Below are 13,141 nucleotides of genomic sequence, written 5' to 3'. Positions count from 1 at the left end.
CCCGGCCGCGGATCCTGCACCTACGCGCTGCACAAAAAGCGCACCATGCCCGGCCCTAAGCGCCGACCGAGACGCGCATCGCGGCCGGCGTCGTGTTGCGGTGGGCGCGCAGCACCCGGGTGAGGTGCTCCTGGTGGGAGAAGCCGCAGCGCAGCGCGACCTCGGCGATCGGCAGGGCGGTGCCGCGCAACAGCCGGGCCGCCACGTCGACCCGGCGCTGGATCAGGAACTGATGCGGGGACAGGCCGGTGCGCGCCTTGAACTGCCGCCCGAACTGGCTGACGCTCAGCCCGGTCACGGCGGCCAGCTCGCGCAGCGGCAACGGTTCGGCCAGGCGTTCCTCGACCAGCTCCCGTACGGCATGGAACTGCCGGTCGGACAGCCCGGAGCGCCCACCCCGCAGCGGCATCGGCACCGGCCGCGCCCGCACGCTGTGCTGCCGGGCGAGCTGGGCCGCCAGCGCGTGCCCGAGATGGTCGACGTAGGTGCGGGCCGAGGGTTCCCAGTCGCGCATCACGCCGTCGAGGGTGAGCAGCAGCTGCTCGACCAGCGGGTCGAACGCGCCCAGCTCCTCGGCCAGCTCGACCGGCCGGGAGGCGGCCTGGCACAGCAGGTCGTCGGTCAGATAGGCGTGCACGGTGTCGAGCGCGCCGCCGAGCTCGACGGTGAGTTCCTTGCCGGCCGGGTGCACGAAGAGACCACCCGGCGGCACCGTACGCGAGCTGGTCAGCCCCAGATGCCCGCGGCGCACCGTGACCGGACCGTTGAGGTGCAGGATCACCAGGTGGCTGGGCGCCCCGCCGAAGCTGGCCTGATAGGGCAGCTCGCTCTGGGTCGAGACGTAGAGCTGCTCCCAGCCGAGGCCGCGGCTCGTCCGGTCGGGGTGCACCCAGGGCTGACGGAGGATGCCGTTGGTGTCGTGGACCGTGAGCTCCGCCACACGACCATGACACCCGTAAACATGATCGAAATCAAGGGACGCGGAAGGTCCAGCGCGAGTTCAGGGCGTAGTTGACCACCGGGATGACGACCAGTGCCACCGCTTGCACCAGCACGAACGGTCCGCCGAAGGCCTCGGTGCCGAGCCAGAGCACGACGCTGTTGAGCGCGAACGCCACGGCCGTCACGGTCAGGAAGCGACTGCCCGCGACCAGGTGCCCGGCCGTCGAGCGGAAGACCCAGGACCGCTGCAGCCCGTACGAGACCCCGACGCTCGCCACGAACCCGGCGCCCGAGGCGATCACCGCCCGGACCCCCAGCCCCGCGGCCAGCCCGAACCCGACGCCGAGGTGGGTCAGGGCACTCGAGGCCCCGCTGAGGCCGTAGCGCAGGAGTTCAGCGCCGCGCACGCGCCCACTGCTCGGGAACCGTGGTGTCGGCGACGCGGCCCGACTTCTCCTGCACCAGATAGCGGGGCCGGCCGCGCACCTCCTCGTGGATGCGCGCCAGATATTCGCCGATCACACCCAGGCCGAGCAGCAGGAACGTGCCCATCACGAGCAGCAGCAGGATGACGGTCGGGAAGCCGGCCACCGAGTCGCCGCCGATCCAGCGGATCAGGGTCTGCGCGCCGAGCAGCACGGCGAACGCCGCGAAGGCCAGGCCGACCATGGTCACCAGGTGCAGCGGGGCCGAGGTGAACGAGGTGAGCCCGTTGACCGCGAGCCGGAACAGCGAGCCGAACGTCCAGCGGGAGCGGCCACCCGCGCGGTGCTCGATGTCGATCTCGATGGCGCTGCGGCGGAAACCGATCCAGCTGCTGGTGCCGCGGAAGAACGACGAGTGCTCGGGCAGGCGCAGCAACGCCTCCAGCGCCGGACGGGAGAGCAGCCGGAAGTCGGTGGCGTCGATCAGGTCGACCTGGGTGAGGCCGGTGAACGCCTTGTTGAACATCCGTCCGCCGAGCCGCCCGACCACGCCCTGGCCGGTGCGGTTGCGCTTGACCGCCTCGACCACCTGCGCCCCTTCACGCCAGCGCCGCACCATCTCGGGGATGACCTCGGGCGGGTGCTGCAGGTCGGAGTCGATCACGATGACGGCGTCGCCGGCCGCGTGCTCGAGCCCGGCCAGCACCGCCGCCTCCTTGCCGAAGTTGCGCGACAGCTGCAGGCCGCGGACCCGTTCGTCGAGCATCGCCTGCTCGACCACGTAGTCCCAGGAGTCGTCGGTCGAGCCGTCGTCGACCAGCACCAGCTCGTGGCTGAGGCCGGCGCCGGCGAGCACCTCGGTGAGGCGGCCCACGAAGCGTTCCACGCCGGCGCCCTCGTTGAAGACGGGCGCGACCACGGAGATCAACGGGCTCGATACGGTCACGCTCGCCCAACGACCACGCGGGCGCAAAAGTTACAAATGGCCCAGCGCCTGTTTCGCAGCCCCGCCCCAGCCGCGAAACAGGCGCTAGCGCAGAAGCTCGGCCAGGGTCGGCGGCTGGGTGCGGTCGATGATGATCGTGCGCACCGACTCGTGGTCGCGGTAGAGGCGGGACAGTCGCTCGGAGAGCACGTCCTCCCACGAGCGGTCCGGGCGGTGCCGCTCCCACGTGGTGCGGTCGGGCAGATACTCCATCAGGATGCCGAGTTCGCGCAGCAGCGGGAACGACGCGCAGTCGGTCATCACCACCGGGCGGTGGTCGGGGTCGACGAGCAGGCGCTGCCGCAGGGTCAGCACGAACTCGCGCACCGCCTCGAACTCCAGCCCGATCACCACGTAGAGGTGGACGGGCGGACGCGGCGCGACGGCGACCGACGGGCGGCCCGGCTCGAGGGCCAGGGGAGCCGGACGGCGGGCCGGGCGCAGCCGGCGCAGCACCGACCGGGTCAGCCGCGGGGTGGCCTCGATCGGGTTCCGCAGCAGCGAGATCAGGCCGGAGCCGATCCGGTAGGACTCGCTGCGGCGCAACCGGTCGGCCCGCCGCCGCTCCCGGTCGCGTTCGCGCATCAGGTCGTCGCCGCGGTGGCGCTCCTCGACGAGCTTGGCCTCCAGCATGCGCAAGCGGCCGGCCATCGCGGCCAGCTCCCAGCGCGCCCGCTGGGCGACGTCGAGGGGTTCGCGTACGGAAGGAATCTGCACTGCGGTCTCGGGCACGTCAGCCTCCGTGTCGGTCGTGGCGGGCCGCCAGCCCGCCGAGCCAGGTCGCGGCCGCCGAGGCGCCGTTGCTGAAGGTCAGTTCCTCGCAACGACGGCGCAGCGCGGCCCGCTTCTCGGGGCGGGCCGCGGCGGCCAGAGCCTTCTCCAGGTCGGTGTCCGGGTCGCCGACGGTGATCGCCACGCCGGCCGCCTCCGCGTGCCGGGCCCGGGCCGCCTGGTCGTCGAGCGCGTCCCCGGGGTCGGGCACGAGCACGGTGGGGATCCCGAAGCGCAACTGCTCGTGGTAGGCGTCGTAGCCGGCCGCGCTGACCACCAGGTCGAACGCGCGCAGGTAGCGGCTCACCGCGGTGTCGCGGACCAGCACCTGGAAACCGTGGCTCTCCAGCAGTTCCGGGATCCGGGGGTCGCCGAGCCGCACCAGCGCGGCCGGCCGGTCGTCCAGCCCGAGCTCCGAGCGGGCCGCCGCCGCCTCCAGCAGGTCACCCGAGTCGAGCAGGGTGATCGGCTCGACCCGGTGGGCCTGCGGCCGCTCGGCCACGGTGAGGCCGTCGTCGGCCAGGGCGGCGAACTCGCCCGGCTCGAGCACGTGGTCGAACACCTTGCCCTCGGTGAGCCACTCCTGCCCCTCGCCGTGCTTCCACATCGCCCGCCGCACCCACACCCACAGCACCTGGGGGCGGTCGCGCACGGCCTCGACGACCCCCGGGAAGGGCAGGTCGTCGACCGCCACGATCTCGGGCCGGTGCAGGTCGACCAGGTGGGTGAGGCGGTCGCGCAGCATCCGGTTCCAGGTCGCCTCGGGGGCGCCGAACGCCTCGCGGGACGGGATGTGCTCGGTGAGGAAACCGTCGTGCGGCGCCGCACCCGAGCGGGTGGCGATGACGGCGGCCAGATCGCCCGGCAACCGGCGGGCGATCGCGGTCAGCCGCGTCGGCGAGCCCACCAGCAGCACCCGGCGGGTGGGCGCGGGCGGCACCGGGCCGGGCTCGCGGGGCGCGGCGGGCGCGCTGATCCGGGGCCGGACACCGAAACCGGCGAGACGCCTGAGGTGCGACTGGTGTCCCGAGGTGCGTTCCAGGGCCCGGAAGCGTTCGGGGTCGTCGAGCCACGAGGCCGACGCGTCGACGATCTCGTGCCAGTTCTGCACGGTCAGCCGGCACAGCAGGGGCATCGCGGCCCGCACCCGGTCGTCGACCGGCGCCCAGTCGACGTCGTCCGGCACCTCCGACCAGACGGGCGCCTGCTCGGCCACCACCAGCGTGTGCTCGGCCCGCACCCGCTCGCGCCCCCGGGCCAGCAGATCGGGACCGCGGGCGACCAGGAGGCGTACGGGAACCGTCTTGTCCTCCCGGGCCAGCGCGGCCGCGCCGTCCCGCAACAGCTGACGGATGTGCGGGGTGAACGGCAGCGGGCGATCGTCGCGCGGCACGTGCACCAGAAGGGTGGTCAGCGCCGCCTCGGCCTGGGCGTGCACCTCGGCCGCGACACCGACCCCGGCGAAGCGGAAGTCGGCCAGGATCGCCACGTCGTGAACGGTCGTGGACACCGTGAAACCCCCTCTCCACTGCTCTCCGGGGCCTAACGATCTCCAGCACGCACCGTCACGGCAACGTCACGGAAACCGGGGTGCGGCAGTCAACCGATCGGCAACCGAAGGGCATCTCCAGTGCACCCGAATATGGGTCAGCGTCACTGCCTCAGCGGCCGAAGAGAACCGTGAACGCGGCGGTAGGAACCGACGCGGACCTCAACGAAAGGCAGTCGATGCGCTCTTCGATCACCAAGCGTCTGGCCCTGATCGCCATGATCCCCGCCACCCTGTTTGTGATGGTCGCGTTCGCGTCTTCCGCCCAGGCCGCCACCGCTGCCGCGCCGAGCGCCGCGACGATGCAGGCCGACATCGTGACCTACACGAACAAGATGCGCGCCGCCAACGGCTGCAAGGCCGTTGTCGCCAGCCCGAGCCTCACCAAGGCGGCCGTCGGCCACAGCACCTGGATGGCCCGCACCGGCAAGTTCAGCCACGTCGGCGCCAGCAACTCGTCGTTCGCCTACCGCATCAAGACCGCCGGTTACAACCGCCCGCTGAGCGAGAACATCGCGTTCGGCTACCGCACCGGCGCCGACACCGTGAAGGCGTGGATGGCCAGCCCGGGTCACCGTGCCAACCTGCTCAACTGCACCGCCAAGGCCGTCGGCGTCGGCGTTGTCTTCTCGGCCAACGGCACCACCTACATCTCGCAGGAGTTCGGTTACTGAGACCGGCTCAACTGCCGCACCACACGTCGATAGGACAGCAGGGCCTCACCTTCCCGGGTGAGGCCCTCTGTCGTTTCCAGCCACCGGCCGTGCACCCCGGCGTCGGCCGCGAAGACCGCGGCGGCGTCGGCCAGCCGCTCGGTGAGCAGGGGCAGCGCGGGGAACCGGGCGTCCGGGCCGGTCGAGGCGGGCGGTCCGTCGATCACCAGCAGGTCGACGTCGTGCACGTCGGCCACTGCCTCCAGGTCGTACCAGGGGAAACTGCGGTCGGCGATCGTCACCGGGCGCAGCGGCGCCTCACGGACCTCGGCCACCCCGACCAGCGCGTGCGTGGCCACCGAGGCCCGGGCCTGCTCGGCCCGATCGGCGTCGTGGTGCAGCGACACGAGCCGGCCGCCGACCTGTTCCATCGCGTAGGCCAGCCAGATCGTCGCCGTCCCGCTGCCGAGCTCGAGCGCGAACCGCGGCTTGCGGGTGCGGATCAGGTGCAACAGGTCGAGCAGGTCGGCCGGCGCGTGGGCGGGCGGCATCGGCGCCCGCGGTGTCACCCGCTGGAAGAGCTGGACGATGGCCTCGATGTCGCGGGTGTGGTCCCGCATCCGGCCGGCCAGCGAGTCGTCCAGTTCCCGGTGCCGGTCGCCCGAGTGCAGCAGCAGCTCCTCCATGGCGCCCAGCAGCCGCCGCTGGGTCTGGTCGAGCACCGCGCGCACGTCGTTCTGCTGGCGGCGCTGGGCCCGGGCCAGCCCGGAGATCCGCCGCGCGATCAGCAGCAGGCCGCCGAACAGGATCGTGAAGAAGACCGCGAGCAGCGTGAGCGCGAGGCCGACGTTCCCGGTGAGCGCCGCCGCCGCGACCGCCGCACAGAGCACGCAGGCACCGGCCGCCAGAATCGCCTGACGCCTGGTCAGGCTGCGCAACCGGCGCATGACAGTCCTCCCCGCTGATCAGAAACCCGTCTGCGTCAACGCGATCCGACCGCAGCGGTTACGCCCGGTCCGAACTCAGCGCGGGCCAGACACGCCGCCCGGTCTGAAGTCAACGCGGGCCGGACACGCCGCCCGGGCCGAACTCAACGCGCGCCGGTCACGCCGGGGCAGAACGCCACGTCCGCCCGCTGCCGGGCCGCGATCTCCAGCGACTCGTCGAACCGGCGCACCGAGAACGGCGAATCGCCGTACAGCGTCACGAATTCCGTCCGCAACGCACACCGCCGGGCCGCCCCCTCGGGACCGGGATCGAAGTCGGCCATCTCAACCGCGACCCGGTCGGCGAGCCGGGCCGCGGGCGTCGCCATGGTCAGGTCGCGCTGGCGCTTGTTGGCACCCGCCGACACCGTGGCCGCCGCCGCCAGCAGCAACACCGCCGTCAGAACGACCCACCGCTTCCGTACGAGGTGGACACCGCCCGCCAGCAGCAGCGCCCCCGCCGTGGTGGTCACGGCCGAGTCGCGCCAGCCGTGCCCCCACTTGCCGGCCGTCACTAGTTGCTGCACGTCCGCGTTGAGCGAACCCATCGCGGCCCCCAGCACCACCAGCGTGCCCGCGGTCAGCACCAGGGCCAGGGCCGCGCGCCGGCCCACCTGCGACAGGCGCGGCAGGTCCCGGATCGCGTGCCAGGCCAGCAGTCCGAGCACGATCAGGGCGACGATCAGAACGAGGCCGCCGATGCCGCCACCGGCCAGGGCGGCACGCCACTGGAGAGGCGGCAACCAGGCGATCGCGCGTACGGGAAAGGCCTCGAACGTGTCCGCGGTGAGCCGCACGTCGGAACCCTTGTAGCAGTCGCCGGTCGAGCAGTAGCGCTGGATGACCACCCGCACGGCGAGGAAGACCGGCAGGAATCCCAGCCACACCAACGCGATCGCCCGCGCCGGGGCCGCCGTGAACAACCGGCCCGGGCGCAGACCGAGCACCAACCATCCCCGCGCGAGGACGGCGACCGTGGCCATCGGCAGGGCCAGACAGGCGATCTCGTTGAAGGCGGCCAGCGCGGCCCCGCCGAGCATCAGCAGCGGCGCCCACCAGAGCCGGAACGGGCGGTCGGGGTCGATGCGGCAGAGCGCCGCGGTCACCACGAGCACCAGCGCGGCCGACGCCAGATAGAGGCCGCCGAACAACACGATCGGGCTGGAGCCACCGGCGGCCACGAACCCGGCCGCGACCGCGAACGGCACCACCGCGGCCACTGTGGACGGTGGACGGCGGAACAGCCGGCCGCGGGCGACGACACTCTCGGCCAGCAGCACGGCGGCCACGCACAACAGCACCGCCGACACGAACGAGACCAGCCGGAAGCCGACGTTCACCGGCAGGCCCAGCACCTCGCTGAGGGCGTACGCGACCGTGTCGAGCGCCTTCTCGAGCATCCGGCCGAAGAGGCGGAAGTTGCCCAGCCGCAGATACCCGGGGAGCGAGTCGACGGTGTGCGGCACGATCCGCAGCGGGTCGTCGCGGAACATCCCGCCGTGCCAGTAGAGGTTGAACCGGTGGTCCCGGCTCGGCGCGAGCGCGACCAGCGGGGCCAGCACCGGCAGCGGCACCAGCACGGCGCGCAGCAGGGCCCGCCGCCAGAGCGCGCCGACCGGCGGCCCCTCCACGACGAAACGCATGCCGACGCGCGGGACGGCGACGGCTGGGGCGTCGAGGGGCGGAGCGCTCATGCCGTGCCAACGACGGCACCGATTGATCAGTAACGCTAGGCCGCACTCTCCAGGAGGCGGGCCAGCGTCGGCGGGTCGCGGGGGTCTATCACGACCGCGCGGGCGGCGTGGTGGTCGCGGCACAGCTGGGCCACCCGGCCGGCCAGCAGCGTCTCCCAGCGTGAGACCGGGTCGTGGCGGGACCAGGTCGCCGGGTCGGGCAGATATTCGAGCACCACTCCGGGCACTTGCAGGCCGCGCAGCGCCGGCTGGTCGGTGACCACCACGGGCAGGTGGTCGGCGTCGACCAGCACCCGCTGGCGCAGCGCGCGGATCAGCGCGTGCGAGCCGGAACGGGACAGGCCGATCGCGACGTAGACGCGGGCCGGCACCGGGGTCGCCTGCGGGGTACGGGGACGCACCGCCTCGATCACCGCCCGCCGCCGCAGCCGCCGGGCCGCCCGGCCGGCGATCGAGGGGCCGAACCGCATCGGGTCGCGGGCCAGGTCGACCAGGGCCCGGCCGAGCCGGTAGGAACGGCTGCGGCGCAGGGCCAGCACCAGCTCACGGTTGCGGTCCCGGTCCCGTACGGCCGCGTCCCGCTCGTCCTCGACGCAGCGCAACCGGCCGGTCAGCGTGGCCACCTCCCACCGGGCCAGCGCCAGATCGGCCGCGTCCGGCTCATCGAACACCGTTGTTCTCCACTTCGGATCGTTCCCGGCAGAACCCGGCCAGCCAGGCCGCGGCGTCGCCGGCGCCGTTGCCGAACGACAGCTCGGCGCAGCGCCGGCTCAGCGCCTCCCGCGCCGCCGGATCGGACAGCTTCTCGAGGGCCTGGGCCGCCGCGTCGTCGTCGGTCGCACAGACCGCCACCCCGGCCGCCGCGGCGAAGCGGGCCCGGGCCAGTTCGTCGTCCCCGGCGGCGGGATCGGGCACGAAGACGGTCGGCACCCGGGCGCCCAGCAGCTCGTGGAAGTTGGTGTAGTCGGCCCGCGAGACGGCCAGCGCGACCCCGGCCAGTTCCCCCGGCGCGGCGGTGACCGCGGTGAACCCGGGCAGGGTGGCCTCGACGCCCCGGCAGAGCAGGGTGTTCTCCGCGAGGCGGCGGCGCGGCTTGCGGGGCAGTTCGGTGATCGGGTCGACCACGCTCACCCCGGCCCGGGCGGTGGTGGTCCAGCCCTCGTCGCCGCCGGCCGCGAACTCGCCCGGCTCGAGGATGCCGGCGAACAGCGCGCCCCGGGCCGCCCACTCGCCGCCGGTGCCGCGACGCCACATCGCCGGGCGCAGCCAGAGCCAGCGCGGGCCCTCGTTCTGCTCGATGGCGGCCACGATCCCGTCGTGCGGCACCCCGCCGACGAGCACCGCCCGCGGGGCGTAGAGCTCGATCAGGTGACGCAGCCGGTCACGCACGAAGCCGGTCCAGCGGTGCTCGGGCACGCCGAGGTCGGCCGCCGACGGCAGATATTCGGTGAGCAAGCCGGCCGCGTGCGCGGCGGGCAGGCCGGTCGATCCGGCCACCACGACCGCCTCGATGTCGGCCGGCAGGCGACGGCTGACGGCCCGGAAGCGGGCGATGTCGTCGCCGACGAGCAGCACCCGCCGGGTCGGGCGGGCGCTCGGGGGCATCCGGTCGCGGGGCAGCGTGGCGGTCCCACGGGTGAGCACACCCAGCGAGGCCAGCCGGGCGATGTGCGAGGCGCTGCCGAAATGCTCGGTGACGAACGCGCGGGCGCGGGCGGCCAGGGCGTCGTACGCGGGCCGGTCCCGGTGCAGCCGCTGGACGAGATCGAGCACGCCGCCCGGGTGCGTGTAGACCGCGGCCTCGGCGAAGATCGACCGGAAGTGCGGGCCGACGATGACCGGCACCCCGCTCGCCATCGCCTCGAGGATCGTCCGGCCGAACGCCTCGACCCACTCGGGGTCGTGGAAGTAGACGAAGAAATCGAGGCTCCCGAGGAATTCGCGGGGCGACTCGGCCCCGAACTCGACGACCTCCCAGCCCTGGGGCCGCCGGCCGAGGCGCCGCACGCCGATCTCGCCGCCGCCCAGGATGCGGACCCGCACGTCGGGCGAGTCGGGATAGGCCTGCAGCAGCTCCTCGGGGTCGCGGGGCCACTTCACCGGGTCGGGCCGCCCGTGCCGGCCGATCACCGGCACCGTCGTGGGTGGACGGCGCTCGACCTGCCAGTCGGCGACGTCGATGATCTCGTGCCAGTCGGTGTCCGGCAGCGGGGTCCCGGGCGCGACGCGCTGCACGTTCTCGCGCACCCGGGCGCTGATCGGCGCCCACACCACGCCCGGGCCGAAGCAGCGCTCGACCCGCTCGCGCACCTCGCCGAAGACGTACCAGCGCTGGTCGTCACCCTCGTCGCCGGGCGGCTGGTTGAGCACGACGATGGTGTGCTCGGCCCGCACCGCGGGCACCACGGCCGGGTCCTCGGTGAAGATGCGCGGCTGGCGGATCAGCAGCACCTTGGCCGCGATCTCGTCTCCCTCGTCGGCGAGGTCGGCCAGGCCGTCGCGCAGGCAGGCCACGATCCGCGACTCGAACGGGCGGGCGTGGCGCAGGTGCGGGGAGGGGACGTGGATCAGGACGGTGGTCAGGCCGGCCGCCGCCTGGGCCCGGACCTCGGCCACGATGCTCGCCGAGTTGCCGCCCGGATATCGCAGGTCGGACAGGATGGCGACGTCGTACACGGCATGGTCAACGACGCGTACCAACCGGGCGATACGGACAATTCACCCGGGCTCCTTGATCGTTGGAACTGTCGTGGGAGACACCAACTCGCGAGCGCATCCGCTCGCCGTCGCCGCCCTGCAGGCGCGGTCGATCGCCGCCCGGGCCCCGCTGGCCCGGGCCGCCGCGGAATCCGGCGACGCCTGGGTCACCGGTGAGCTCGCGCGGGTGATCGCGCTGCAGGACCTGCGGGCCGACGACCAGGCCGACGCGCTGACCCTGCTCGACCGGCTGCGCGCGGTGGGCACGATCACGGGCGCTCATCAGGGGCTGCACTGCCAGATCGCGTACGGCACCGGGGATCTCGTGCTGACCGCGGCGCTGCTGTCGGCGTATCCCGCGGTGCCCGACGAGGTGCGCGCCGCGCTCGCCGTCGACCTGGCTAACCCGTACGGGAAAGGAACCGGCACCTGGAATTTCGCGTCGCTGCTGCCGGCGCCGAGGGTGCTGGTGGCCGACGGACCGGGCGCGCCGCTGGACCGGGTGACGACCGGCCCGGTGCAACGGACCGGGCACCCCCGTCGCATCACCACCGTGGTCACCACCTGGCAGCCCGGGCCGGAACTGCTCGCCTCGGTGCGCTCGCTCGTGCGGCAGACGTGGACCAACCACGAGATCCTGGTCGTCGACGACGGGTCGCCGGCCGAGTTCGACCCGGTGCTGCGCGCGGCGGCCGCCCTCGACCCCCGCGTACGGGTGATCCGGATGCTCGCCAACGCGGGAACCTATGTGGCCCGTAACGCCGGCCTGGACGCGGCGACCGGTGACTTCGTGACGTTCCAGGACTCCGACGACTGGTCCCACCCGCTGCGGCTGGAACGTCAGGTGGCGCCGCTGCTGGCCGACGCCACCGTCTTCTCGACCACGTCGAACGGCATGCGCGTCACCCCGCAACTGGTGGTCACCCGGCCCGGCGTGCCCAGCCCGCGCTCGTACAACCTGTCGTCGCTGATGATGCGGCGGGCCGAGGCGCTGAGCCGGCTCGGCCACTTCCAGCCCGTCCGCAAGGGCGCCGACGCCGAGTACGTGGCACGGGCCCGTTCCGTGTTCGGGCGGGCGGCCATCGAGCACGTCGGCGGCCCTCCCCTGGCGCTGATCCGGCTCTCGGCGGGGTCACTCTCCAGCCCCGACTACCGGCCGGGCTGGATGCACCCGGCCCGCCGGTCGTACCTGTCGGCGTTCCGGGCCGCTCATCCGGGCAAGGGCCCGATTGCGGTGCCGCGGCGGTTGCTCGGCGAGACCGGGGCCCGGGCGTACGACGTGGTGCTCGCGGGCGACTGGACCCCGGCCGGCGGCGCGGGGGTCGCCGGCATCGGCCAGTTGCGGGCCCTGGCCGCGCGCGGCCTGCGGGCGGCCCTGCTGCACCTCGACGTGCTGACCCACCTGCGGGAGGGCCCGCGCGACCTCGACCGCTGCGTGCAGGAGCTGGTCAACACCGGCGAGCTGACCCAGGTCGAGCTCACCGACGACGTGCGGGCCCGGCTCGTGGTGGCCCGGTCGGCCCGGGTCCTGCAGCACGCTCCCGACCTGCCCAGCGGCGTGCGGGCCCAGCGGGTCGTGATCGAGGACGCGGCCGTGACGGAATCGGCCGCGACCGCCGCCGTGCGCCTGTTCGGGCGGCGGCCGTTGTGGGCGCCGGCCGGGGCCGACGGGCGCCGGCTGCTCGCCGACGGGGACGCCGCGCTGGCCCGGCTCGACCTGCCCAGCACCCTCGACGCCGCGCAGTGGCGGCTCGACCGGCGCGGCCCGCGGGCCGACCGGCCGGTGATCGGGCGGCACTGCCGGGGCGGACGGGCCGAGTGGCGGCGCCTGCGCGACGAACTGCCCGACAGCGCCCGCCTCGACGTCCGGCTGCTCGACGCGGCCGGTTCCGCGCCCCGATCGTTCGGCCGGTTCGGCCCGCCGCGCAGCTGGCTGGTCTACGGCCCGGGCGACGTCAGCCTGCGCTCGTTCCTTTATCAGATCGACTTCTACCTGCACCTGCCACCGGACTCCGAGCCGGCCGACCCGGACGCGGACGTGCTGGCCGCGCTCGCCGCCGGGTGCGTGGCCGTGCTGCCCTACCGGTACGCCCCGACGTTCGGCGAGGCGGCGGTCTACTGCTCGCCCGACGAGGTGCCGGAGACCGTGGGCCGGCTGCACGCGAACCGGCGGGCGCTGCGCGACCAGGGCGAGCGCGGGGCCGACTTCGTACGCCGGCACCACGCGCACGAGCTGTACGCCGAGCGGATCGCCTGGCTGGCCTCGCAGGGCTGAGAAATTGGCAACCGTCCGGCAACCGGGCGGATCGTCAACCCGGCCGCCGGGCAACCGATTCGTAAGGGCACAAGACCACAGGAATTCGGAGCGGCCCCCGCCGCTCCGGTGCGGGAACCCCCCTGAATCCCGCGTACCGCTGCCCCGCCGTCCCCCGCGGCGGG

General features: G+C 73.7%; 11 protein-coding genes. 2 read left to right on the top strand and 9 right to left on the bottom strand.

What is annotated here, in order from left to right:
- Nucleotides 1-55: 55 nt before the first annotated feature.
- The 5 genes from JIG36_RS54075 to JIG36_RS18690 form a co-directional block, all read right to left on the bottom strand.
- A complete protein-coding gene (locus JIG36_RS54075; protein WP_203377611.1) occupies nt 56-940 on the bottom strand; it encodes a helix-turn-helix domain-containing protein in 885 nt (294 codons plus the stop codon).
- 31 nt (nt 941-971) lie between these two features.
- Nucleotides 972-1,349, bottom strand: a complete 378-nt coding sequence (locus tag JIG36_RS18705; protein ID WP_203377610.1) for a GtrA family protein — start codon at nt 1,347-1,349, stop codon at nt 972-974.
- Nucleotides 1,336-2,313: a glycosyltransferase family 2 protein gene (locus tag JIG36_RS18700; protein ID WP_203377609.1), complete on the bottom strand. Its 978-nt coding sequence runs from the start codon at nt 2,311-2,313 to the stop codon at nt 1,336-1,338. The genes JIG36_RS18705 and JIG36_RS18700 overlap by 14 nt, the downstream gene beginning before the upstream one ends.
- An 84-nt stretch (nt 2,314-2,397) precedes the next feature.
- Nucleotides 2,398-3,084, bottom strand: coding sequence for a hypothetical protein (locus JIG36_RS18695; protein WP_203377608.1), 687 nt, complete (start codon nt 3,082-3,084; stop codon nt 2,398-2,400).
- Nucleotide 3,085: 1 nt separating this feature from the next.
- Entirely contained in the window at nt 3,086-4,633 is a 1,548-nt protein-coding gene (locus JIG36_RS18690; protein WP_203377607.1) for a glycosyltransferase, read from the bottom strand.
- 218 nt (nt 4,634-4,851) lie between these two features.
- On the opposite strand from JIG36_RS18690, the gene JIG36_RS18685 reads away from it, so the two are divergent.
- Nucleotides 4,852-5,346, top strand: coding sequence for a CAP domain-containing protein (locus tag JIG36_RS18685; RefSeq protein WP_203377606.1), 495 nt, complete (start codon nt 4,852-4,854; stop codon nt 5,344-5,346).
- On the opposite strand, the gene JIG36_RS18680 is transcribed toward JIG36_RS18685, so the two are convergent.
- The 4 genes from JIG36_RS18680 to JIG36_RS18665 form a co-directional block, all read right to left on the bottom strand.
- On the bottom strand, nt 5,340-6,272 hold the full coding sequence (locus JIG36_RS18680; RefSeq protein WP_236047569.1) for a class I SAM-dependent methyltransferase: 933 nt from the start codon (nt 6,270-6,272) through the stop codon (nt 5,340-5,342). The two genes, JIG36_RS18685 and JIG36_RS18680, sit on opposite strands and share 7 nt — an antisense overlap.
- A 143-nt stretch (nt 6,273-6,415) precedes the next feature.
- The gene (locus JIG36_RS18675) at nt 6,416-8,005 is read right to left on the bottom strand and encodes a hypothetical protein (RefSeq protein ID WP_203377605.1); all 1,590 of its coding nucleotides are present in this window, start codon (nt 8,003-8,005) and stop codon (nt 6,416-6,418) included.
- Nucleotides 8,006-8,040: 35 nt separating this feature from the next.
- Nucleotides 8,041-8,676, bottom strand: coding sequence for a hypothetical protein (locus tag JIG36_RS18670; protein ID WP_203377604.1), 636 nt, complete (start codon nt 8,674-8,676; stop codon nt 8,041-8,043).
- On the bottom strand, nt 8,666-10,681 hold the full coding sequence (locus JIG36_RS18665) for a glycosyltransferase (RefSeq protein WP_307872788.1): 2,016 nt from the start codon (nt 10,679-10,681) through the stop codon (nt 8,666-8,668). Before JIG36_RS18665 ends, JIG36_RS18670 begins: the two co-directional genes overlap by 11 nt.
- A 73-nt stretch (nt 10,682-10,754) precedes the next feature.
- Here JIG36_RS18665 and JIG36_RS18660 point away from each other — a divergent pair, with 73 nt between their 5' ends.
- On the top strand, nt 10,755-12,977 hold the full coding sequence (locus JIG36_RS18660) for a glycosyltransferase family 2 protein (RefSeq protein ID WP_307872787.1): 2,223 nt from the start codon (nt 10,755-10,757) through the stop codon (nt 12,975-12,977).
- Nucleotides 12,978-13,141: the final 164 nt, after the last annotated feature.

Origin of the sequence: Paractinoplanes ovalisporus, assembly GCF_016834655.1 — a bacterium.
GTDB classification, from domain to species: Bacteria; Actinomycetota; Actinomycetes; order Mycobacteriales; family Micromonosporaceae; genus Actinoplanes; species Actinoplanes ovalisporus.
This window is presented reverse-complemented; position numbering and strand designations above follow the sequence as displayed.

Excerpts from the sequence above, each read along its gene's own strand:
- JIG36_RS18685 (WP_203377606.1), top strand. The coding sequence starts at position 4,852 with ATGCGCTCTTCGATCACCAAGCGTCTGGCCCTGATCGCCATGATCCCC.
- JIG36_RS18680 (WP_236047569.1), bottom strand. The coding sequence starts at position 6,272 with ATGCGCCGGTTGCGCAGCCTGACCAGGCGTCAGGCGATTCTGGCGGCC.
- JIG36_RS18675 (WP_203377605.1), bottom strand. The coding sequence starts at position 8,005 with ATGAGCGCTCCGCCCCTCGACGCCCCAGCCGTCGCCGTCCCGCGCGTC.